Annotated in this window: 26 protein-coding genes; 13 read left to right on the plus strand and 13 right to left on the minus strand. The window is 50.8% G+C overall.

Going from position 1 to position 23117, the window contains the following annotated elements:
- Positions 1-126: 126 nt before the first annotated feature.
- The 4 genes from BLP80_RS01395 to BLP80_RS01410 all read right to left on the minus strand — a co-directional run bounded on the left by BLP80_RS01395 (position 127) and on the right by BLP80_RS01410 (position 3226).
- On the minus strand, positions 127-837 hold the full coding sequence (locus BLP80_RS01395) for a PepSY-associated TM helix domain-containing protein (RefSeq protein WP_090539401.1): 711 nt from the start codon (positions 835-837) through the stop codon (positions 127-129).
- 441 nt (positions 838-1278) lie between these two features.
- Entirely contained in the window at positions 1279-1473 is a 195-nt protein-coding gene (locus BLP80_RS15505) for a hypothetical protein (protein ID WP_176754224.1), read from the minus strand.
- 28 nt (positions 1474-1501) lie between these two features.
- Positions 1502-2491 (minus strand): multicopper oxidase domain-containing protein, encoded by a 990-nt coding sequence (locus tag BLP80_RS01405; protein WP_090539402.1) that lies wholly within the window; start codon positions 2489-2491, stop codon positions 1502-1504.
- Positions 2492-2494: 3 nt separating this feature from the next.
- Positions 2495-3226: a DUF2325 domain-containing protein gene (locus BLP80_RS01410; RefSeq protein WP_090539404.1), complete on the minus strand. Its 732-nt coding sequence runs from the start codon at positions 3224-3226 to the stop codon at positions 2495-2497.
- Between BLP80_RS01410 and BLP80_RS15510 the strand changes: the two genes are divergently transcribed.
- Positions 3217-3474, plus strand: a complete 258-nt coding sequence (locus tag BLP80_RS15510) for a hypothetical protein (protein ID WP_176754220.1) — start codon at positions 3217-3219, stop codon at positions 3472-3474. The two genes, BLP80_RS01410 and BLP80_RS15510, sit on opposite strands and share 10 nt — an antisense overlap.
- Here BLP80_RS15510 and hemP read toward each other — a convergent pair.
- The gene (hemP, locus tag BLP80_RS01415; RefSeq protein WP_143002204.1) at positions 3404-3589 is read right to left on the minus strand and encodes a hemin uptake protein HemP; all 186 of its coding nucleotides are present in this window, start codon (positions 3587-3589) and stop codon (positions 3404-3406) included. The genes BLP80_RS15510 and hemP overlap by 71 nt on opposite strands.
- A 249-nt stretch (positions 3590-3838) precedes the next feature.
- Between hemP and BLP80_RS01420 the strand changes: the two genes are divergently transcribed.
- Positions 3839-5176 carry a TRAFs-binding domain-containing protein gene (locus tag BLP80_RS01420; protein WP_090539408.1) on the plus strand — a complete coding sequence of 446 codons (1338 nt, stop codon included), beginning with the start codon at positions 3839-3841 and terminating at the stop codon, positions 5174-5176.
- Between the two features lie 279 nt (positions 5177-5455).
- Complete coding sequence (locus BLP80_RS01425; RefSeq protein ID WP_090539410.1) at positions 5456-5659, plus strand: cold-shock protein; 204 nt, start codon at positions 5456-5458, stop codon at positions 5657-5659.
- Between the two features lie 340 nt (positions 5660-5999).
- Here the strand turns inward: BLP80_RS01425 and BLP80_RS16550 are convergent, their stop codons facing one another.
- Positions 6000-6122 (minus strand): AIR synthase related protein, encoded by a 123-nt coding sequence (locus tag BLP80_RS16550; RefSeq protein ID WP_371128797.1) that lies wholly within the window; start codon positions 6120-6122, stop codon positions 6000-6002.
- 196 nt (positions 6123-6318) lie between these two features.
- On the opposite strand from BLP80_RS16550, the gene BLP80_RS01430 reads away from it, so the two are divergent.
- The gene (locus BLP80_RS01430; RefSeq protein ID WP_090539411.1) at positions 6319-6801 is read left to right on the plus strand and encodes a VanZ family protein; all 483 of its coding nucleotides are present in this window, start codon (positions 6319-6321) and stop codon (positions 6799-6801) included.
- A gap of 222 nt (positions 6802-7023) precedes the next feature.
- Here the strand turns inward: BLP80_RS01430 and BLP80_RS01435 are convergent, their stop codons facing one another.
- Both BLP80_RS01435 and BLP80_RS01440 read right to left on the minus strand, forming a co-directional pair.
- On the minus strand, positions 7024-8655 hold the full coding sequence (locus tag BLP80_RS01435) for a multicopper oxidase family protein (protein WP_090539540.1): 1632 nt from the start codon (positions 8653-8655) through the stop codon (positions 7024-7026).
- A 34-nt stretch (positions 8656-8689) separates the two neighbouring features.
- Complete coding sequence (locus tag BLP80_RS01440) at positions 8690-9550, minus strand: MBL fold metallo-hydrolase (RefSeq protein WP_090539413.1); 861 nt, start codon at positions 9548-9550, stop codon at positions 8690-8692.
- On the opposite strand from BLP80_RS01440, the gene BLP80_RS01445 reads away from it, so the two are divergent.
- The 7 genes from BLP80_RS01445 to BLP80_RS16065 all read left to right on the plus strand — a co-directional run bounded on the left by BLP80_RS01445 (position 9529) and on the right by BLP80_RS16065 (position 14344).
- Positions 9529-10092 (plus strand): YeeE/YedE family protein, encoded by a 564-nt coding sequence (locus tag BLP80_RS01445; RefSeq protein WP_371128798.1) that lies wholly within the window; start codon positions 9529-9531, stop codon positions 10090-10092. The genes BLP80_RS01440 and BLP80_RS01445 overlap by 22 nt on opposite strands.
- Positions 10093-10117: 25 nt before the next feature.
- Positions 10118-10567 (plus strand): YeeE/YedE family protein, encoded by a 450-nt coding sequence (locus BLP80_RS01450; RefSeq protein ID WP_090539415.1) that lies wholly within the window; start codon positions 10118-10120, stop codon positions 10565-10567.
- A gap of 10 nt (positions 10568-10577) precedes the next feature.
- Positions 10578-11024, plus strand: a complete 447-nt coding sequence (locus tag BLP80_RS01455) for an ArsR/SmtB family transcription factor (RefSeq protein WP_090539416.1) — start codon at positions 10578-10580, stop codon at positions 11022-11024.
- Positions 10996-12702, plus strand: a complete 1707-nt coding sequence (locus tag BLP80_RS01460) for a bifunctional protein tyrosine phosphatase family protein/NAD(P)/FAD-dependent oxidoreductase (protein WP_090539418.1) — start codon at positions 10996-10998, stop codon at positions 12700-12702. Before BLP80_RS01455 ends, BLP80_RS01460 begins: the two co-directional genes overlap by 29 nt.
- A 7-nt stretch (positions 12703-12709) precedes the next feature.
- Positions 12710-13531, plus strand: a complete 822-nt coding sequence (locus BLP80_RS01465) for a sulfite exporter TauE/SafE family protein (protein ID WP_090539420.1) — start codon at positions 12710-12712, stop codon at positions 13529-13531.
- Positions 13532-13754: 223 nt separating this feature from the next.
- Positions 13755-14057 (plus strand): REP-associated tyrosine transposase, encoded by a 303-nt coding sequence (locus tag BLP80_RS16060; RefSeq protein ID WP_256324906.1) that lies wholly within the window; start codon positions 13755-13757, stop codon positions 14055-14057.
- Positions 14051-14344: an REP-associated tyrosine transposase gene (locus tag BLP80_RS16065; RefSeq protein ID WP_256324907.1), complete on the plus strand. Its 294-nt coding sequence runs from the start codon at positions 14051-14053 to the stop codon at positions 14342-14344. The genes BLP80_RS16060 and BLP80_RS16065 overlap by 7 nt, the downstream gene beginning before the upstream one ends.
- 1147 nt (positions 14345-15491) lie before the next feature.
- On the opposite strand, the gene BLP80_RS01475 is transcribed toward BLP80_RS16065, so the two are convergent.
- Positions 15492-15722 carry a hypothetical protein gene (locus BLP80_RS01475; RefSeq protein ID WP_090539422.1) on the minus strand — a complete coding sequence of 77 codons (231 nt, stop codon included), beginning with the start codon at positions 15720-15722 and terminating at the stop codon, positions 15492-15494.
- Positions 15723-16055: 333 nt separating this feature from the next.
- Between BLP80_RS01475 and BLP80_RS01480 the strand changes: the two genes are divergently transcribed.
- Both BLP80_RS01480 and BLP80_RS01485 read left to right on the plus strand, forming a co-directional pair.
- Entirely contained in the window at positions 16056-17399 is a 1344-nt protein-coding gene (locus BLP80_RS01480) for an AAA family ATPase (RefSeq protein WP_090539423.1), read from the plus strand.
- Positions 17400-17401: 2 nt separating this feature from the next.
- Positions 17402-18016, plus strand: a complete 615-nt coding sequence (locus tag BLP80_RS01485) for an RloB family protein (protein ID WP_090539425.1) — start codon at positions 17402-17404, stop codon at positions 18014-18016.
- 398 nt (positions 18017-18414) lie between these two features.
- On the opposite strand, the gene BLP80_RS15515 is transcribed toward BLP80_RS01485, so the two are convergent.
- From BLP80_RS15515 to BLP80_RS01495, 4 genes are all read right to left on the minus strand, one after another.
- Positions 18415-18576: a hypothetical protein gene (locus tag BLP80_RS15515; RefSeq protein WP_176754227.1), complete on the minus strand. Its 162-nt coding sequence runs from the start codon at positions 18574-18576 to the stop codon at positions 18415-18417.
- Positions 18577-18688: 112 nt separating this feature from the next.
- Complete coding sequence (locus BLP80_RS15520) at positions 18689-18826, minus strand: hypothetical protein (protein WP_176754228.1); 138 nt, start codon at positions 18824-18826, stop codon at positions 18689-18691.
- 907 nt (positions 18827-19733) lie between these two features.
- Positions 19734-19964, minus strand: a complete 231-nt coding sequence (locus BLP80_RS01490; RefSeq protein WP_090539422.1) for a hypothetical protein — start codon at positions 19962-19964, stop codon at positions 19734-19736.
- Positions 19965-20180: 216 nt separating this feature from the next.
- A complete protein-coding gene (locus tag BLP80_RS01495; RefSeq protein ID WP_090539427.1) occupies positions 20181-22823 on the minus strand; it encodes a beta strand repeat-containing protein in 2643 nt (880 codons plus the stop codon).
- Positions 22824-23117: the final 294 nt, after the last annotated feature.

Raw genomic sequence — 23117 nt, forward strand, 5'->3', positions numbered from 1 at the left:
GTTTTGTAAGTATGGGCTGGCTTACAAGCGACAGTCGCTTCCTGGCTGGCGATTTATGGTTGATAACGGTGAGTTATTGATTGCTAAATATGCTCCGCATGATGCGGCTATGACCCTCTTCAATAATCAATACAGCGATAACGCATTGAAGATAAGCATCAGCGAAGCGGTCAACGTTGTGCCAATCAAGCTGGCTGCGAGCAGACGCGGTCCATGCAGGCGGCTCCAGAGCAAAGTGCCGGTAATGGCCAGAACCAGCAGTCCGCCCGCCAGTGTATCCGCGAGCAATATCCAGGCATTGGACATGCCGCTCCCTTTATGCAGATTGTTGAGCACTGCCCAAGCATTAGCCTTTCTTTGCTCAATCTGAACACTCGCATCGCCCTGCCAGTATTGCGCACTCACGCTGCGATTAGGGGTTAGCAATATGATGCCCCAGTGTTCTGGCTGAGTTATTTGACCTCTCCCCCATGGAGCCGGTCCAGCCGGTTTTTTCTGTATACGCGACTTGGCATAAGACAAGTCAAACTCCTTACGCAACCAGGCTTCCAATGATTCGGGCGATTGCAGACTGGTGACAGGTGGCGTCAGTTTCTGGCGGATTTCCTGCTGCTCAGCCAGCGGAATTTTCATTTCAGTACGATGATTGAGCAATATGCCCGATATCCCGAAAATTAACCCTAGCACCGCGCCCCATAACCCGAGCCAGGCATGAGTACGGCGTAGCCAGACGACAAACCGGCCACCACGTTTCATGCGGTGTGTTAAAAAAAGATACCCCTTGGGTTCGGTTGAGCGGGTACTCCCTATGCGCGTATCGGAAGACAGGTGGCTCATGGGTCAATACTGAAGGTTAAAGTATGATTCTTGAGTGCGTAAGCCATGCTTGCGTATCCAATTGATTTAATATATTTCATCCAACGTTTCCTTTCATGGTTTGATCACAGAAAGTCTGTAAATACTGAATATCCGGCAGACAGAAGGTATTTCACCGGAACAATTGTGTTTTGTTGCTTGTTTTTTTGTTTGGATAGCCTCCAGTTAGGGTTAGAACGACCTCTGGCTGGCTTGCGTGATAGGCTAGGCTGGCTAACAGGAAAGAAAATGAGATAACTTGCTTATTAACTAGAAATGCGCTTTTTCTTTTGTTTGGCAGTATGAATTAGCAGTGTTGCTACAGTGAAGCGAGAAACGCTACGAGATCCGCTTTTCGCGATCACCGAAACCGATTGCGAAATGGTTATTATAAAAACTAATAACTGCCAGCAGATCTTTAGCTTAACCATCATGGAAATACGGCGGCCGTGATGCAACAGAACACAGAACCGGCCCTTTGAAACGACCCATGTTTTTCCATTTGCCAGTAATCAGGACGCACCCTGGATCGGTGGTTTGATTACCTCCACCATCAACTGCCAATACAAGCGCTGCCAGCAGTATCAGCGTAACCAATGCTGGCGTTAGCTTGCTCATACTCCTACAAAACAACTGCTTTTTAAAGTTAAGGGAGGACCCGCCAGCGGGTAGACATGCCCGCCATCATGTGGTCATTCACATGGCAATGAAATAACCAGTCACCCGCTGAACGCGGAACCATATCGACAGCCATCATACTGGCAGGCATCAGTTCGATGACATCGGTCCGCCGCCCGTGAGCCAACACAGTTTGACCGTGCCAGTGCACAGTATGGTTATCCACTTCGTTGCCGAGCGCGACGAGATGCCAGCGCACCCGCTTGCCCAGACTGGTTTCATACCCTGGAAGATTGCCGAAGATACGCCCGTTGATGGTGTGCTTCAAACCACTCTCCTCATCATTTTCCTCATTGAAAATGGTGAATAAGGAAACAAATTCCTGATCAACATCCCGGGGAGTTGGGTCATCCTGAGAGCGCGCCTTACCCTCACGAGTGATGGCAATGGTGCCGATCAGTCCGAGATTCATCTCTTCCTCCGCCATGACATGAGAATGATACAGCCAGATAACGGAGGAGGGATCGTTGGGGCCAGGGCCCGCCGCTTCGTCCGCGACCCAGGTATACGTATAGCGCGCTCCCGGAGCGATACTCGCGCCTTTACCCCCATCTGCACCCTCGTCGTCCTTCTGGTAGAACACGCCATGCGGATGCATGGAAAGCGGACGGTCTGTTTTATTCAGAAAATGCACCTTGATGGTATCGCCTACCACGGCGCGTATTTGAGGACCCAGGATGCCTGCCCACTCAGGCTGTGGTACCGGAGTAGTATATTTGCCGTCGGTATAACCGATATAGCGATACTTGGTGTAGGCCAATGTTTTCCCCCAGACACCGAGATCGCCCTCTGACTCAATCAAGTTTTTCTCAGTGGGCGCATAATTCCAGGTTACTTTCTCGGCAGCAATCCAGTACTCCCTGACTTTCTTGGCCTGGGCCTGCGCTGGCAAAATGAACAGCACGCTGATAGCCAGCAATATGTTGAAAATGATCCAGATTATATTTTTAGCATGCATGGCTTACTCCAAGTGATGATCTCCATGTAATTGTAATATGAGCATTGCCAAACCCTGAGTAAAAGCAGGTAAGCTGGAACGCTCCAGAAATGCGCAAAACTTGCCCGACAGCTTGCAGTAACGCTTAACCGCAAAATAATCATCATGACTGACGCAGTCGACCGGGCAAATCACCATGTTGACGCGATCCAGCAAGGCATACAAGCGACTCCTGCTATTTTCCGGGCTGCCACGATAGCTTATGAAACTTCCCCCTGCGGTTTCCACCAGCCGAAGGTAGTCTGGGTAGAGCGCTGCCCGTCCGCCCACGCACAATACAGTTCGTCCCGCAAGACTATGGTTATTATTGAGCATTCTGGTTAGCTCCTGACCGGCATCAGACTTAACTGCTAAGCTTGCCTTGATCAAGGGAATCCACTCTGTATCAGGCTTGATATTCGCTTTTGCATTGATCTCCTGTCCAGGGAAATGGCGATGCATCGCCGTAGTATATTCTTGATCGGATGCTTGCCGGTTCTCAGCATGAGGTGCTGCTCTAAATGTAGACAGCCATCCAAGCCATGTCTCTCTTATCCCCAAGAGCTTATTGATAGAAGCAAATTTTTTCTCGGGAACACCTACAGAGCATTTTGCGATGAATGATGAGCGATGATAATGATCACGTAACAAATTGCTGGAAAGATAATCTATTCCATGAAAAGCCAGCATAAAGGGGAGTTTTTTTAGTGATTTCATCGCCCATGCTCCTTAAATCGATAAAAAAAGTTGGCTGGCTTGCCCGAAGAGGGATGAGCTGGCTGGCTAAAATCGTCACTGGCAGAGGAGAGAGAGTACTTCCAGCGACTGATGAGAAAACTGATTATTCGGTTATTGATCTCTTGTTTTACATCGCAAAAATACGCTTTCTGCGAATTATTTCGTCAGGATTAGTTTGCCATTCCGTGTTCGACGCAACCGATACTGCTGGCCCTGATGTTGAATAAGCACTTCGTTACCCGCTACAAACAAGCTCTCACTACTGATGGGTTTAGCAGGATCTCGTAGAACCAATGAATGGGATTCATTGGCAGTTTGCAAATTCATATCCGACTGATTCATGGCATCTAATATATTTAATATTGTTAATGAGAATGATTCTCATTATATACAAGAAAATGAGTAATGCAAGCATTTGTTAAAAGTAATTGAGTAAAGTACCTGCTTAACCCGAATTTATGAAATATTCAGGTTAACACTCATTCAATGAGCACAGACTTGCAGGGTGAGTTCTTGATGCACTTGACGGTCACTCTGATCAAGAATCCGCTAGAATGAGTTAATCCTTAATTGCCCTTTCGGGAGATTACCATGACCAAACCTCTCTGCTTCGTGCTCATGCCATTTGGACAGAAACCGACGACTGCCGGCAAAATGATTGATTTCGATGCGGTCTATCATGACCTGATCGAACCGGCTATCCGGTCAGCCGATCTTGAACCGATCCGAGCGGACGAGGAAATGGCCGGCGGCATCATCCACAAACCGATGTTTGAACGGCTGATTCTATGCGAATACGCTATTGCTGATCTCACCACGGCCAATGCCAACGTCTTCTATGAGCTCGGATTGCGCCATGCCGTACGACCTTCCTCTACGGTATTGCTTTTCGCCAAGAATACGGGGCAACTTCCCTTCGATGCCGCCCCGCTGCGCAGCATACCGTATGACATCGGCGCAGATGGCAAACCTGACTCTATCCCGGCAGTCGCCACTGTGCTGACAGAGCGATTCAAGGAAGCGCGCAAGCATCTGACAGATAGCCCCATCTATCAACTGGTGGAGGGTTTTCCGGATATCCAGCGTCTCAAGACGGATGTGTTTCGTGAGCGGGTTGACTATTCGGAGCAGGTCAAGAAGCATTTGGTTGAGGCTCGCAGGCAGGGGTTGGATGCGGTACGGGCGATTGAGCAGGAACTCGGTCAGCAGGCTAAGATTGGAGACACCGAATCAGGTGTGGTGATTGATCTTTTTCTATCCTACCGCGCAGTTAAAGGTTGGCAGGAAATGATCGATCTCGTGCCGAAAATGTCGCCACCGCTTGCTAACACGGTCATGGTGCAAGAGCAACGGGGACTTGCCCTGAATCGGGCAGGCCGGGGCGAGGAGGCAGAGCGCGTGCTGCTCGATATCATCACTCAGCGCGGCCCGAGCAGTGAAACCTACGGCATCCTGGGCCGTGTCTACAAAGACCGGTGGGAGGTGGCCGCCCAGGCGGGCGAAACCCTGCGCGCCAAAGGTTTACTCAAGAAAAGCATCGACGCCTACCTTAAAGGCTTTGAAGCGGATTGGCGCGATGCCTACCCCGGCATCAATGCGGTCACACTCATGGAACTAGCCGAGCCTCCCGATCCACGCCGCAAAGAACTGCTGCCCGTGGTCGCCTATGCGGTCGAACGACGCATCGCCGCTGGCAAACCCGATTACTGGGACTATGCCACGCGGCTGGAACTTGCGGTACTGGCGCAAGACGAAGAAGTGGCTTCGAATGCCCTTGGTGATGCACTCGCCGCCGTGCGGGAGGCGTGGGAAACTGAAACCACCGCCCGCAACCTACGGTTGATTAATGATGCACGTAAAAAGAGAGGAGAATTGACTGGCTGGGAAGCGGAAATCGAGGCCTCGCTAATCCGTCAGGCAAATAAATAATGAAACCTCATTTTGGCGAAACTGCATTTTCACCGCCTCTCAGAATGCAGTTAACCCGAATATTTCATAAATTCGGGTTAGCATGAAACCATATGCTTGCCATGCTTATAAGCTTATGAGTAAGTAATTGAACTTTCCCAGGGAAGACGCCTCTTATATGAGTCTTTTGGATTCAAGCCGTTAAATGTAATGCCTCTGGTTGACCTTTTTTCCTTGATATTCAATGGCCATATACGGATCGCCGTAAACATAAATTCATTATTAAGGAATAGAAATAGCATGGCAACAGGTATTGTAAAATGGTTCAATGACGCTAAAGGTTTTGGCTTTATTACCCCGGATAATGGTGGAGAAGATTTATTTGCACACTTCTCTGCGATCAATAGCAACGGTTTCAAAACGTTACGTGAAGGTCAACGCGTTACCTTCGAAGCGACGATGGGACCTAAAGGTCAACAGGCATCAAATATTGTGCCCCAATAGGTTTAAGCACAAGTTAACCCAAAAACCCCGGATTAACCGGGGTTTTTTTCTGGTGAAATTGAAGCATCGCGAGACTTTACTTGCTTCTTTACCTTTTTCTCTGCAAAGCATGAGAATTTTCGGCAATGCACTTGAGATCATTAGCGGAAACCCTTCTTCCAGAATAAAGCTGGCGGATAAATAGCGCGGCCTAGCCCGAATATTTTATAAATTCGCGTGATGATCACGCAGGATTTTGATTAATAGGGAAGTTTTGAGAAGGAGGGGTGTAGTGATTCATACACTCGACTGAGCAAAATCTTTCTTATTAATCAAAAGGCAAGTGAGGACACGCGCCAATTTATGAAATATTCGGGCTAGCGCCGGACATGGCAACATCGTTGAGTGTGCCATGGACAGACAACCTGCCGATATCATCACCCGGGAAAAACAGCGGTGAGACCATGTGGCTGCCGGTCAACATCACCATACGCCCGGCGGACACGAAGGAACGGACCCGGCCATTCATCTGGCGCAGAATATCGTTATCGAAAGCAGACAGCAGGAAAAATTGAGGTCAGCGTAAAACTAACTATTAAGTTACCCCAGTTATTTGAGTTATTCGTCAGTTACTATAGATTTTATAAAAGGCAAGTCGGTATCTGACTCTCCAACTTTTTATGTTTATTTTTTATGCGCTATCAATGCTGGTAATATGTGGACCAATCCACCTTTACCCCAATGACGCACACACGATGAATGCTGAAAGTACAAAAATTATTCCACCTTTCATCTGGCCGCTCGGTGTGATGAGCGGCTTATATGCCCTCTCTTCGATATCCGGGGAACCGCCTGACGATCCGACTCTCATCCATGCGGTGTTCTCCTGGTTTTCTCCGACTGTGCATAATATGCTGCATATCCCGGCTTATGCCTTACTTGCGTGGACTCTTTGCCGCTATCTGTTTCTGTATCTGCATCCTTGGGTTGGGTTGCCGCTGGTCGTAACGATCGCGGGCGCCTACGGTGCGCTGCTTGAATGGCATCAGTTCGCTATTCCTGGCCGATATGCTAGCCTCACCGATGTTGCGCTCAATTTTATCGGCGCAGTGATCGGCGCCTGGTTTGCCTGGAAAAGCGCGGCCACGAGCAAGACCGCCTGACATCCTTAACCCGAATATTTCATAAATTCGCGTGATGATCACGCAGGATTTTGATTAATAGGGAAGTTTTGAGAAAGAGGGGTGTAGTGACTCATACACCTAACTGAGCAAAATCTTTCTTATTAATCAAAAGACAAGTGAGGGCACGTGCCAATTTATGAAATATTCGGGTTAACCCTCGTTAAGCCGTTTCTGCCTGCATGATCGACGCTTGCAATTTCTTCAGCTCACCAGGAAATTGCGCATCATGCCCATGTCTTCGTGTTCAAGATTATGACAGTGATAGAGGTAAAGACCGGTATAGTCCTGAAAGGGCTTGATAATCGTGACCTCCTCGCCAGGCATGACCAGCACGGTGTCTTTCCAGCCGCTATTGATGAAGCCATCCTTGACAGTTTCATAGCCGCTGCCATGCTGATCTTGTATCAAGCGGGAAAGTATCTGGAACTGCTGTCCGTGTAGATGGATCGGGTGCGCCATCGACATCATCATGCCCATACCGCCGCCTCTCCTGCCTCCTTCCCCCCTGCCATCTCCCCCGCCCATTCCTCTTCTTCCGCGCATTGCATGATCTTCCTGGACTATCTTGATTTTCTGGATGGTGTTAACAGGAATTTTCTCACCCTCTGCGACTGCCAGCATCTCAAATGATCGGTGATTGAGTTCGGGTGACATATGCATCATGCTCAAGCCAATTTGGATAGGCTTATCCGGGTTTGCCACATCACGGTGGGTAAGCCGTTTAAACTTGCTCAGCACGGGCGGTAATTGGGGCGATTCGCTGGCTTTCCCGGCGATATGGAATTTAACCAGCGGAAATTTGCTACCTTGCCCGAGCCCATCCCTCATCATGCCTCTGCCGCCACGCATTCCGCCCCCCATGCGCGGCATGACGCCGTGATATTCGAGGCTATGGAGCACGAGATCGGAACCAGGTTCACGCCCACTGAAATCGACCCATAATTCGACCCGTTCAGCCGGTGCCAGCATGATATAGGGGAAAGTCTCGGGTTTTTCGAGCAACGCCCCATCCGTTCCAATTGCTGTCAAGGGCGTACCATCTTCCCAGCCGAGTTTATAAATCCTTGAATTCGATCCATTGAACAAACGCAGCCGATACGCGCGGGTTTTAACCGGAATGATGCGGTCAATCTGCCCGTTGATTAGGATAGTATCGCCCAGAAAACCCCTTATCCGCTCCTGCATGCCATGCTGGAGATATAGCAACTGATTGTCGGAAGTAAAGCGCCGGTCCTGAATCACGATCGGCAGATCGTATTCGCTGCTCGGCAGCTCCAGTTTTTGTTCTTGCTCATCGGTAATGGTGATCAATCCTGCCAATCCTTGATAAACCTGGGTCGCGGTCATCTCATGGGTATGCGCGTGATACCAGTTTGTGCCGGCAGGGTTTTTGACCTCGAATTCATACACATAACGCTCGCCTCGATTAATGGCGTACATCGGGTGTCCATCCATTTTCTGCGGCACATGCAGGCCATGCCAATGCGCAACGGTGGGTTCGGTCAGCTCGTTATAAAAAATGATGCGAACTTTCTGGCCATGAACGAGATTCAGGGTGGGACCGAGATAGCCGGGCATCTCGGTTAACGTGGAGGCAGGGCCTTTGAGCAGTTTTCCCTGGTATTGAAAAACACGGGTGGCTGCGCCAGGTTTGATGGAAACCGCGCCTGCGCGAGCAGTCAGTTCGATTTCCACATCGGGTTTGAAGGCGCTGCTGGGCGCATTGGTCATCTTGGCCATTTCCGCCAGGGCAAAACCTGGCCATGCCGCAGCTGCCGTACCGAATGCTGCAAACTGCAAAAATTGCCGTCTTTTATCATCGAAATGCGCCATCATCCTCCCTCCTCTTAAGTCACATTAACCGCGTTCAAAGCACATTGATCGGTATCTTAAAATAAGACACCCCATTATCCTCCGCGGGCGGCATTTGCCCCGCGCGCACATTGAGCTGCACCGAAGGTAATATCAGCACCGGCATGTCCAGCGTCGCATCACGCGCAGTGCGCATGGCGACAAATTGATCCTCGCTGACGCCATCATGGACATGAATATTATGCGCGCGTTCTTCTGCCACCGTGCTTTGCCACTGAGCAGAGCGATCTTTGGGCGGATAATCATGGCACATGAACAATCTCGTTTCCGGCGGAAAATCCAGCAATCTACGGATGGATCGATAAAGCTGGCGCGCATCGCCCCCGGGAAAATCAGCGCGTGCGGTCCCTACATCCGGCATGAACAGAGTATCGCCGATAAATATCGCATCTTCAAACTGATAAGCCATGTCGGCTGGCGTATGCCCCGACACTGAAATGGCTTTGCCAGTCAGCTTGCCCACGCTGAATAGCTCGCCCTCCGCCAGCAAATGATCGAATTGCGTCCCATCTGTCGCGAACTGGGGCTCCATGTTGAACAGCTTCTTGAAAGTTTGCTGCACGGCCGGAATGTGATCGCCTATCGCCGTTTTCCCTCCGAGCTTGCCCTTGAGATAGTCAGCGGATGAGAGATGATCGGCATGGGCATGCGTTTCGAGAAGCCAGCTCACAGTCAGTTTCTGTTCAGTGACAAAGGCGATCACTTTGTCGGCAGAAACTGTTTCCGTCCTGCCCGCCTTGGGGTCGTAATCAAGCACAGGATCAATGACGGCGCAGCTTCCACCCGGCTCATCATACACCACGTAAGTCACGGTCCAGGTCGCGGAATCAAAGAATGCTTGGATATTTGGCTGCACGGCGCTCTCCTTTTTTAAGTCCCAATAAATTCATATCAATTGACTATAATCTATTCATTAACATAATATCAATTATAATTATATATAAAGATAAATCGAGGAAAGCCATCATGATTATTGATTGGACACATTTCACACCATGGTCTGCCCTGGCAGGCGGCATGGTAATCGGTATCGCCACTGCAATACTGTTATTGCTTGCCGGCCGGATCGCGGGCATTTCCGGCATAGTTGGTGGTTTGCTCAAGCTGAGCAGAGGCGACATGGGATGGCGCCTCGCCTTTGTTTCAGGGCTCATCCTGGCGCCCTTCATCTGGCGGCTATTCCATGAATTACCGCCCATCCAGATTGACACCAGTTACGCGGCACTGGCTTTGGCAGGGCTGATCGTGGGCCTGGGTACGCGTTATGGCTCAGGTTGCACCAGCGGTCATGGCGTATGCGGACTATCGCGACTGTCACCCCGTTCGATCGTCGCCACGCTGGTATTCATGACCACAGGCGCTATCACGGTTTATCTCATCAGACATCTATTGAGCTGATGATTTCGTCAAGGAGGACACACTGATGATCACTATTCTTATCGCATTACTGGCAGGTCTTATTTTCGGGATCGGACTGATTCTGTCGGAGATGGCCAATCCGGCGAAGGTGCTGTCATTTCTTGACATAACCGGTTCGTGGGACCCCTCGCTGGCATTTGTCATGATGGGCGCAATCAGCGTTGGCGTGATGGCTTTCACCCTGGCGCGTCGCCGCGGCCAAACTTACCTGGGCTCATCCCTCCAACTCCCTACCTCCCGTGTAATCGATAAGCGCCTGGTGCTTGGCAGCCTGGCATTCGGAATCGGCTGGGGATTAGCGGGTATCTGTCCAGGCCCCGGGCTCGTGCTGGTTGGAACAGGCAACCTGCACGGCATCGTATTTGTCGCTGCCATGCTGCTTGGCATGGGTATTTTTGAGCTTCTGGAACGACACCAGGCAACGCAGTCCAAATCGGAAAATAAGAAAACTTGAGTATGCCTTTATGCTGAACAATCCCTTAATTATAAAAAAAACCGAAGACCCTGCCGATTTGACTGGCATACTGTCAAATCGGGCGTCTGCTGCACAAGCATGTGCGCTGCTGAAAGTGTTGGCCAACGAAGACCGCTTGCTCATTCTTTGTCATCTCGTGCAAGGTGACAAAAATGTAGGCGAACTGGAGCAATCGCTGGGAATCCGTCAACCGACCTTGTCACAGCAACTTACCGTCCTGCGTGAAGAAAACCTTGTGAATACTGCGCGCAAGGGTAAATATATCTATTACAGCCTCGCCAGTCAGGAAGCATTACACATCATGCAAACGCTGTACCAACTTTATTGCATGAATAAGACCCCTTATCACCCGCAGAAAAGCAGTCATCTTGAATTAAAGAAACCGATCCCTTCCAGAGGAGAAGAAAATGAACCTTGTCACGACCAAACTGAATGAAAAACTGTCTGTTACCAGTCAAATCAGTGTGGATGATTTAGCAGAAATCGCTGCAGCAGGCTATCAATCGGTTATCTGCAACCGTCCCGATCAGGAAGGCGGAGAAACCCAGCCCACCAGCACCCAACTCGAACAGGCAGCGCGCTCGCTGGGTATCAATTTCGTTTATTTACCCGTCGAGATTGGCGCCGTTTCAGTAGAAAAAAGCGAGGCATTCAACAAGCTGCTGGCAGAATTACCAGGGCCCGTTCTCGCATTCTGTAAAACTGGCAGCCGGCCCCAGGCGCTGTATCAACTGGCCGGACAAGCGCAGGAAACGCCCGAACCGGAAAAACCCGCAAGCGAAGAAGAATCAGTCACCGCCGCCTGCAGTTGGACAGAAGAGCCGCCAGAAACTATTTACGTACCCCCTCCCTCCCAGGAGAAACAGCTTTCAGTAACGGCCGCCTGCAACTGGGGCAACGCTTTTGATATCGTCGTGGTAGGAGGAGGATCTGCGGGAATTGGCGTGACAGCCAGCCTGCTGCATCGCCGCCCATCGTTACGCATCGCCATTATCGAACCGAGCGATAAGCATTATTATCAGCCCGCCTGGACACTGGTGGGCGGCGGCGCTTATGACATTGCCCAAACGGTAAGAGACATGGCGGACGTCATCCCGCCGGAGGCAGAATGGATACAGGCAGCCGCGAGCGGATTCGACCCGGACAACAATCTGGTTCATCTGGCCGATGGCCGCTCGATCGGTTACCGGCAACTGATCGTTTGCCCGGGCATTCGCCTGGCCTGGGAAAAAATCGAAGGCATCCAGCAAACGCTTGGCCAGAATGGCGTGACTTCCAATTACCAATTCGAGCTGGCGCCTTATACCTGGACGCTGACGAAAAACCTCAAAAGTGGCAAGGCGCTGTTCACCCAACCGCCCATGCCGATCAAATGCGCCGGCGCGCCGCAAAAGGCCATGTATCTCTCATGCGATTACTGGCTGCACCAGCAAACACTGGATAACATCGAAGTCGAATTCCACAATGCCGGCGCAGTCCTGTTTGGCGTCGCTGATTTTGTACCGCCACTGATGGAATATGTGAAGCGCTATCATGCGCAACTGGTTTTCAACTCTAACCTGGTAAAAGTGGATGGCGCCAACAAAATCGCCACTTTCGAAATCAAGGACAATGAAGGCAATATCACACGGGTAGAAAAACCGTTCGATATGCTGCACGTCACCCCCCCTCAGGCCGCCCCCTATTTTCTGAGCAAAAGCCCACTGGCAGATGCTTCGGGCTATTGCGAAGTCAATCCCAAAACCTTACAACATCCCCGCTACCCCAATATTTTCTCGTTGGGAGATGCCTGCTCCTCGCCCAATACCAAAACGGCTGCCGCAGCCAGAAAGCAAATCGTCATCGTAGCCGAAAACCTTCTGGCCGCCAAAGAAGGCAGAGAACTTCCCGATGTTTATGATGGCTATGGCGCTTGCCCGCTTACCGTGGAAAAAGGCAAAGTGATTCTGGCCGAATTTGGTTTTGGCGGCAAATTGCTACCCACTTTTCCGCTCGATCCGCTGGTAGCAAGGCGGCTCTACTGGCTATTCAAAGTCAAATTATTCCCCTGGCTGTACTGGAACGGCATGTTGAAAGGTCGTGAATGGCTTGCGCGTGTAAAAGGTACAAACTGAGCAACGCATGGAGCCTGACTTGATCAGTATCCTGCTGGGTTCATTTACCGGCCTCGTGCTAGCGCTCACCGGGGCAGGCGGCACCCTCATCGCGGTGCCGCTGCTCATGTTCAGCCTGCACCTGACCGTTGCAGAAGCGGCTCCCGTTGGCTTGCTGGCGGTCGGCTTATCGGCAGCCATCGGCGCGTTGCTGGCATTCAGGCAGAAAAGAGTCCGATACCGGGCAGCCAGCCTTATCGCGCTCACCGGCGCACTTGTCTCACCCGCGGGCATATGGCTCGCCCAGCGAATACCCAATACCCCGTTGACACTGCTGCTTGCCGGCGTGCTCGTCTACGTTGCCCAGCACATGTTGCGCCAAAGCCTGCGCGAACATCCAAAGGACATGACTGACCCGCATAGCGCTCCGCCTTGCCAGCTGGATGACACCAGCGGACGTTTGATCTGGACCTGGCCATGTTTCAGCGCGTTAGTATTTTCAGGCACGACAGCTGGTTTCCTGTCAGGCCTGCTGGGCGTAGGCGGTGGCTTCGTAATCGTGCCGGCACTCAGGAAAGCCACGAATATTCCCATATTGTCCATTATGGCGACATCGCTTGCTATCACGGCACTGATCTCCACCACGGGCGTCATCTCAGCAATACTGATTGGCGTCATGAAATGGCCGATAGCCCTCCCCTTTTGCGCTGGAACGATTGCAGGCATGCTGCTTGGCAGAACTTTTGCCGATCGTTTTGCCGGGCCCAGATTGCAGCAGGCCTTCGCTCTCCTTACCGGCTGTATCGCCATCGGCATGATAGCCAAAGTGATCTGGAGCACATTGCTTTAACCGCGCAGGGTGGGTAAGTCATCACTGAGAACGATGCGCCTCCTGACATCGGCACATCCTACGGGCTGCAGAATGGGCTGGCCGCATAATCGGAGTGCAAAAAAACCACTCCAGATTTCTCAGAAGCAGTCGTTTCTTACAATCGCAAGATGCAATCAGGGCAGCGTGTTGCAGCAGGCGCTTACATTAGCTACCTCAGGTTGAATGACCGATAGGGAGTAGGATGTGCCGATGTCAGGAGGCGCATCATTCGCGTGATGCGTCATTAACAGGAAAAAACAGCATGACCGAATACCGCCGCACTTATATTCCTGGCGCATCCTGGTTTTTCACCGTAAATCTTGCTGAGCGCAAAGACAACCGGTTATTGATCGATAATATCGATTTATTACGCCAAGCCTTTGTATACACCAAGCAACGTCATCCTTTTCGCCTGGATGCAGCGGTTATTTTGCCTGATCATTTGCATTGTATCTGGACATTACCACAGAGGACTCTGATTTTTCCTGCCGGTGGAATATGCTGAAAGGTTATTTTTCCCGCAATTTAGAAAAAGGTGAGCGAATTTCCGCCAGCCGGAAATCCCGAAGAGAAAGAGGAATATGGCAACGACGTTTCTGGGAACATGTATTACGCGATCAGTCTGATTTTAACCGGCATGTCGATTATATTCACTGGAACCCAGTAAAACACGGTTGGGTCAAGAAGGTTCGTGATTGGCCTCACTCCAGTTTTCATCGCTACCTGGCACAAGATATTTATCCAGAAGATTGGGCAAGCCCTGAAAACCAGGATATTGAAGGCACTGAATAACACGAATGATGCGCCTCCTGACGTCGGCACATCCTACGGGCTACAACCTTACTTCTGATGATCCGCATTCAATACACCTCCAGCCACCCAATTTATTAAGCGATATCAGAAGCCAGATTATTGACCATACACCGAAAGTCATAACTGTCAATGTTAAGTGCAGCAGATGGTTTGTGCCTTTCCTAAACACAAAAACATGTTTAATACATGTTCTACAAGCGCCATTCTTTTTTTCTCCAACCATTTCCATCGTATCTCCTTATTCTTATTGATTAAATCATTACCTTGCCCCAATTTTCTGAATGCCATCAGAAGCGCTTGAATTATTCTTCTTCTGTATTTCTATTCAGCAGGGCGTTACGGGAATTAATCATGAAGAATTTGATCCAGGCGGGGAATCGTACAAAGGGACAGGTGTACTTTGGTGCAGGTGTACTTTGGTGCATCTTTACTAAAGCCCACCGCATACCCACAAAAATACCGATCAGCACAAAACAGCAAGCATAAAAAAAACCGTTCCCGGTTTCCCAAGGGCGGTTTCGTTTGATCAGGCTTTGCGGTTAATCCATGATCCCGCGTGGGCACAGACAACGCGTGCCCACCCTACCCGCTTGACGCATCATCTTCCCCACAAAGACGACAATGGTGCAGCCCATAAGCCCGCTCCAAGCGGCAAGGTTTCCGCGCCATCGTACAGTGATCCGTGCCGCAATGAGCCGCGGATAGAGAGATTGTGTACCGTTCATAGCGGGAACAGTATCGTGCAACCGGGAATTTATCAACGTGCATTCGGGAAAATAAAGCCGTGCACTTGGGAATGTGAAACCATAAAAACGGGAACCCTCAGGGAGCCTGTCAGCGCCCAAAGAAATGCCAGCCAGCGCAAAATAACAAGCATAAAAAAAACCACCCCCGATTTCCCAAGGGCGGTTTCGTTTGGTTAGCGTTTGCGGTTAATCCGAGGATTAGTCCGCGTGGGCACAAACAGCGCGTGCCCACGCTACCTGACTACCTGGCTCCCGGTTTCCAGGGAGCAGTGGTTGGATCAAGCGCCATTCAATCCTTTTTTGAATAATCTTTCCATGCGTCATAGGCAAGGTAATACACAAAAGCAACAAAAATACATCCCATCAATGCCATCAGGATACTATTCAGCATTTTCAAGTCTCTCCAGTAGTTGTTTGATCCTTTTATAGTTCCAGACACCAAAACCAGCTGTACCGAACAGGCCGATCATTGCTAAAAAAAGAACCACGGTACTTGCAGATAAATAATTGCTTGCAGCCCATCCCAACAAACCAAGCATCATGGCTATTGCCGTAAAAAACATTTTTTCATGAAAGGAAATTTCGGCTTTTAATCTATCCAGTTTGCTCATTCCAGCAGGCTACACCCATCGTAATATTTGGTCAATCTCACATAAAGCCTCAAGACGTCTCCCCAGTGAGGGGCGTTCTTTTGTAGCCAGAAACCGCACATAAAAAAAAACCGCCCCCGGTTTCCCAAGGACAGTTTCGTTTGATCAGGATTTGCGGTTAATCCGGGGGTTGCGTGACCACCCATGCGGCGTAATGCCCGATGGTTATTGCGCCCTACGCGGGCTGATCACCCAGCTATTTTATGAGATTTTTTCTCTTTACATTGACTTTTTTAGCTTTAAAGTACAATATAGTGTCACTAAAAGCGGTTTTCGCTCATAAGGAGTAAACACATGATCATCAGCTTCTCTGTCGAAAACTGGATGTCTTTCCGCGACTCCGTCACCTTCTCGATGGTTGCCAGTCGGGAACGCCAGCACGGAGACAGATTGCCAAAACTCGGGAAGTACAACACCCGCGTCTTGCCGGTTGCCGCCATTTATGGCGGCAACGCCTCTGGCAAAACCAATTTCTTCAAAGCACTGAACTTCGCCAAGATACTGGTGGTCAAGGGCACCCAGCCCGATAGTCACTTGGTCGTAGAAGGCTTTCGTCTGGACAACACCAGTATCGACAAGCCCTCCCGATTCGCCTTTGAGTTGCTGATCGATGAAACGATCTACGAGTTTTCCTTTTCGGTAAACCGCAAGGCCATCCTCGAGGAGAAACTGGTTGTCATCACGAGCGCCAGCGAGAGGGCGCTCTATGCGCGGCGTGGCAGCAAGATCGAATTCGACGATGCACTGAAGAAGGATCAATTTCTGCAGTTCGCTTTCAAGGGCACGCGTGACAACCAGTTGTTCCTGACGAACTCGGTGTCGCAGAAGGTGGACAACTTCCGCCCCGTCTATGACTGGTTCAAGGACACACTGGACTTGGTCGCGCCTGATTCGCGGTTCGAGCCTTTCGAGCAGTTTCTCGATAACGGCCACCCCCTCTATGCCACGATGAACGAGATGCTGCCGCAACTCGACACGGGCATTGCCCACCTGGGCGGCGAGGAGATTCCCTTCGAGAATATTCCCCTGCCCGAACCCATGAAGATGCTGCTTCAAGAGGACGTCAAGGAAGGGATGACGATTCGCCTGATGTCGGACAAGAACGAACGCTTCGTCTTCACCCGCAAAAATGGCGAGCTCATTGCCAAGAAGCTGGTGACCTACCACCCGAAAACTGACGGCACAGAAGCCAAGTTCGAAATCCGGCAAGAGTCCGATGGATCGCAGCGTGTGATTGATCTCCTGCCCGCGTTTCTGGAACTTGCGGCGCCAGGGTCAAAGAAGGTATTCGTCATTGACGAGGTGGATCGAAGCCTTCACACCTTGCTGACACGTCGCCTGTTAGAGGCGTACCTGGCCAGTTGCTCCGCCGACACCCGTTCACAGCTCTTGCTGACTACTCACGATGTCTTGCTGATGGATCAGCAATTGTTACGTCGCGATGAGATGTGGGTGGCCGAGCGCAAGCTCTCGGGTGCATCTACGCTGGTCTCTTTCAGCGAGTACAAAGATGTGCGATACGACAAGGATATCCGCAAGAGTTATCTGCAAGGCCGGCTTGGTGGCATACCTCGCATCTTGCTCAGCAGCAATTTTGCCGAGGGTGACGAGGTTCAGGCCGCTGAGGAGATGCAGTAGTAGTGGCCGCACAGCGACGGAAATTCCAGCGGCCACTGGGAAAACGGCGCTACAAGAAGCTGTTCCTCATCGTGGCCGAAGGTGTCAAAACCGAGCCGATCTATTTCGGCATCTTCACCGATGACACTTCCATCGTGCGTGTGAGCTGTTTGAAAGGCAAACACGACAGCTCACCGCCACAGGCATTGAAGCGGATGACCGGCCACCTTGAAAGCGAGGGACTCAGGCCATCCGACGAGGCGTGGCTGGTAGTGGACAAAGACCAGTGGAGCGAAGAGCAGCTGACGCAACTCCACCAGTGGTCATTGCAGCAAGAGAACTACGGCTTCGCGCTCAGCAACCCCAAGTTCGAATACTGGCTGCTGTTACACTTTGAGGATGGCATTGGAATCGCCTCCTCGCGCGACTGCACAGATCGGCTCAAGCGCTGGATTCCGGATTACGACAAGGGGATCGATACTCGGAAGATCAGTCAGGCGCAAATTGATGATGCAATTCGCCGTGCAAAGAAGCGCGATCATCCGCCTTGCGGGGATTGGCCGAGGAGTCTTGGGCAGACGACCGTGTATCGATTGATCGAAAACATCCTCAAAGCCCGCGTTGAGCAAACGACGTAATCCATCCTCCCAACTCCAGAACGCAACAATTCCCCGACCCCACCACCGGTGAAGGCGATGAGATCGGGAGATCATCGATTCAGGTTGCCGTGCCCTACCGCGCTACTTCCGGTTATCTCCTTTCAGACAACAAGTTTTAGCCCATGCCGGGCACACTAAGGCGCAATAAGCGCAGCGCATTGCACCACAAAGGTTAACCACCCATACGGCGCAATGCTCGATGGTTATTGCGTATATGGACTCCTCCTGTTTTGCAAGCAAAATTTGTGATGGTTTTAAGGTGCAACTGCTTCCGTATATCCGCCCTACAGAGGCTGATTCTTCATGAACGGTGTGTGTCAGCGTACCATGCAACCAATAACATGATCGCTGCAAATATTGCCAATCCAATTAAAGATTCAATCGCCATTGTCTGCTCCTCTACGCAAGGTATAGGAGACAATCAAAAACATGATTGCCAGGAAAATTAATGCCAGCACGCCAACAAAAGTCACTTTCTGGTCAACAAAGCCACCCAATAGGGCAGCAATCACAGTCGCCGTGGCTACGTTATCCGACACCTTAGCCCGAATATTTCATAAATCCTGCGTGATCATCACGCGAATTTATGAAATATTCGGGTTAGCCAAGCCTTCCCGCTGCGCTTTGTTAAATACCGGCTTTCTCATGTAATCAGCTTACACCAATACCCGGCAAAATCAAGGTTGCCACGGAATAGCCCGTAGCGGTAAGTACCGCACGTACCCACCCCATACCCACAAAAATGCCGGTCAGTTCGTAGGGTGTAATAAGCGCAGCGCATTGCACCACAGGGTTGCGTGACCACCCATACGGCGCAATGCCCGATGGTTATTGCGCCCTACGCGGGCTGAATGCCATCAGAAGCGCTTGAATTATTCTTCTTCTGTATTTCTATTCAGCAGGGCGTTACGGGAATTAATCATGAAGAATTTGATCCAGGCGGGGAATCGTACAAAGGGACAGGTGTACTTTGGTGCAGGTGTACTTTGGTGCATCTTTACTAAAGCCCACCGCATACCCACAAAAATACCGATCAGCACAAAACAGCAAGCATAAAAAAAACCGTTCCCGGTTTCCCAAGGGCGGTTTCGTTTGATCAGGCTTTGCGGTTAATCCATGATCCCGCGTGGGCACAGACAACGCGTGCCCACCCTACCCGCTTGACGCATCATCTTCCCCACAAAGACGACAATGGTGCAGCCCATAAGCCCGCTCCAAGCGGCAAGGTTTCCGCGCCATCGTACAGTGATCCGTGCCGCAATGAGCCGCGGATAGAGAGATTGTGTACCGTTCATAGCGGGAACAGTATCGTGCAACCGGGAATTTATCAACGTGCATTCGGGAAAATAAAGCCGTGCACTTGGGAATGTGAAACCATAAAAACGGGAACCCTCAGGGAGCCTGTCAGCGCCCAAAGAAATGCCAGCCAGCGCAAAATAACAAGCATAAAAAAAACCACCCCCGATTTCCCAAGGGCGGTTTCGTTTGGTTAGCGTTTGCGGTTAATCCGAGGATTAGTCCGCGTGGGCACAAACAGCGCGTGCCCACGCTACCTGACTACCTGGCTCCCGGTTTCCAGGGAGCAGTGGTTGGATCAAGCGCCATTCAATCCTTTTTTGAATAATCTTTCCATGCGTCATAGGCAAGGTAATACACAAAAGCAACAAAAATACATCCCATCAATGCCATCAGGATACTATTCAGCATTTTCAAGTCTCTCCAGTAGTTGTTTGATCCTTTTATAGTTCCAGACACCAAAACCAGCTGTACCGAACAGGCCGATCATTGCTAAAAAAAGAACCACGGTACTTGCAGATAAATAATTGCTTGCAGCCCATCCCAACAAACCAAGCATCATGGCTATTGCCGTAAAAAACATTTTTTCATGAAAGGAAATTTCGGCTTTTAATCTATCCAGTTTGCTCATTCCAGCAGGCTACACCCATCGTAATATTTGGTCAATCTCACATAAAGCCTCAAGACGTCTCCCCAGTGAGGGGCGTTCTTTTGTAGCCAAAAACCGCACATAAAAAAACCGCCCCCGGTTTCCCAAGGACGGTTTCGTTTGATCAGGATTTGCGGTTAATCCGGGGATTGTTCCGCGTGGGCATGGTGTGCCCACTCCACCTGGCTCCAGGGGAAATTAAGCAACGGGAGCTAGTGCAATGACCAGCGCATCCAGATCAACAGCACCGGTTAATTTGACCAGTGTATCACCGGCGTCCAGCAGATTGCTTGCTGGTGCGACATTATCCTGATAAATATATGTATCACCGCCCAATTGGAACACCAGGTTGTTGTCAGCAGAAGCTGCTGCATCCTTCAGCGCCAAATCCAGATCAGTCTGGGTGGTGGTGAATTTCGCAAAAGCAGCACCTGCATTCAGATTGATGTCATCCGACACAGCCGCATCCAGTGCGGTCTTGCCTGCATTCAACACCAAATTCAGACCTTGAACCGTATCAGTAGCGCCGTAGGTGGAGGCACTCAAATTCACGACATCCAAACCAGCACCCAGCTTGATGGTTTCCGCTGCGGTGTTGATGGAAGTGTAGGTCAGACCAACAGTAGCTTTGCCGGCGATATCTGCACTATTCAGCGCGGAAGCATCAACCGTCGCCAGTTTAGTGCCATCAGCATTGGTGACAACGGCAGCTCCGTTACCTGACAAAGTCAGGCTAGCCAAGTCCTTCAGTCCTTCAGCAGCATTGCTGGTGGCAATGGTCACGGTGGAAGCGACGTATGCGTCATCGGATGTGGCCACAGTATCCTGGGTGTCGGTGCCCGGAGCCAGCGTGATGGTGGCAGCCTTGGCTTCACCGGCTAGCCAAGCAGCAACAGCCGCAGGATTATCACCCTCGCCACCCTGAATGGTCAGATTGACAGTTTCAGCGTGGGCTTGGACGATGCCACTAGCCTTTTCGGCGATGTTCAGGGTACCGGCGTAGGTTGGCGTGGCACCAGCAGCGTAACCGGCCGCTTCGGCAAGCAGAACACCATTAGCCACCAGCGCCTGGGTACCGACATTGTCAACCGTCGAACCGCTGAAAAGATCAATGGTCGTGTAGTTAGCACCCAGTTGAGCGGCATCCAGGTTGTTAACAAGACCAGTCAACTTCAGGGTTTCGAAGTTGGTCAACACTTTGTTGAAGACGATGTAGTCGTCAGCGACCAGAGCTGCAGCCAAGGGCGCCAAGCTAACAGTATCAACACCTTCGCCGCCATCGATCTTGTCGGTGGTCTTGACAGTACCGGTGATAGCGACCGTGTCGTTACCCGCACCACCCTGGACATTGTAGCCCACGCCAGCATTGATAGTCAGGTCGATGGTGTCATCGCCTTCACCCGCGTCAACAACAGCAGCGACCACAGCAGCCGAGCCCTTGGAGACAAGAACAGCCAAGGTGTCATTGCCAGCACCAGTCGATAGGGACGCCGCATTAGCAGTAGCGGTGCCAGTAAAGGCGATAGTCGCGGTATCGTTGCCCTCGCCGGTCTTGACGTTAGCAACTGTCGGGACAGCAACGTACGTGATGTCACCGGTACTGGCCGATGCATCAACGGTGGACAGAGCTTTGGAAGAACCTGCTTCGTTGCCAACGACAAGGGTACTGTTGATCGAGGTATTGATGCTAACCGACTCAACGTCCTTGCCAGCTGTCACTGTAAGACCAAGATCTGAAATAGGATCAGCCGGTGTGGCATCAACACGCGTACCGGAAACAGTCACGGAATTCAGCACACCACCTGCGGCAGCACTAACAGCCAGAGTCACAGTATCAGCGACATTAGTCAGCGCAACGGTAGCAGTGGCAGCAGCAGCGGCAGCCTGGACAGACAGCGGATCAACAGTAATGTTCCTAAAGCCCGCGGTAGTAGTAGCCGCCAAATTGATCACATCAGTGGCAAAACCGACCTGGTTGATCGCTGTCGCACCAACGAAATTAGCGGCATCGATATTAGCAGCAATGACAGCGATCTCGTTGTTGTAGTTGATGGTTTCAACATTCTTCACAGTGGTATTAGTCGGGAAGGTACCACCATTGAGGACGCCATTGGTGAAGATGTTCAGGATATCAGTGCCCGCACCACCATCAATGTTATCAAAAGCGCTGAAAGTGGTCGCAGGTGCACCATTCGCATCTACCGTCAATGCGTTGATGGTATCATTACCCGTGGTGCCGGGAATGGTGTCCGCACCTGGAGTCAGCGTGAAAGTCTCACCAGTATGTCCGTCCACAATAATGCCGAGGCCTGCCAGATAGGCTACGGCGTCCGCCTCGGTGGTTGGGCCATCAGCGGTCACGCCGGCGAGGACGGCTTGCAGGTCGCCCACATTGTCATCCGCATTCTCTCTGGAGTAGATTTCTGCCACCAGCATTTTGTTTTTGAACAGATTAGCGGTATCTGCAAATTCAGGCGCCGGGGTGCCGAGCAGATAGAGGCCTGCTTCAATGATGATATCGCCAATGTCTCTGCCTGCATTGAGGCTATCGACGACAAATTTTTCCGCCTGGGCATCGGCGCTGGCGGGGTCGGTATTACCCGCCGTCAGACCGAAGTTCTTGAGCAGCGCGGCGGCTATTTCTTGAGAGGTTACGGCACCTTTCAGAATATCCTGCCGGAATTGCGGCGTCGCTACCAGGAAATCAGCCAGTTCCTCGAAGGACGTGCCTCTTTCAATCAGGTTAGAGAACTCTCTTAGAAAATTAGCGCCAGGGGCACCGTTGAACAAGCCCACCGTCAACCCTACAATGTATTGTTTTTGAGTGTCAGAAATAGCCATAAGTAAAAGCTTCCTTTTAAATTGAGTTAAAAAAACGTCAGACCACAAACTCTATGTTACGAAATTGCTGAATATGAAACAAACAGTCCTTGCAACCTGTTATAAGCCGGTTTTTGCGTTCCCGTTTGTCTGATTGCATCCTTCATGACAATGACAATAATTGCTACCAGAAATCGACACAGTTGACAAGTTTCAACGATTCTGCCTAAAAAATCCGACCCGTGCAAGCAAGCTGGGATGCTTAAAAATATTTTGTCGCTTATTTGCAACAGTTTGCGTATTACAAGGAACAGG

It is taken from the genome of Nitrosomonas sp. Nm132, assembly GCF_900100485.1.
GTDB lineage: Bacteria > Pseudomonadota > Gammaproteobacteria > Burkholderiales > Nitrosomonadaceae > Nitrosomonas.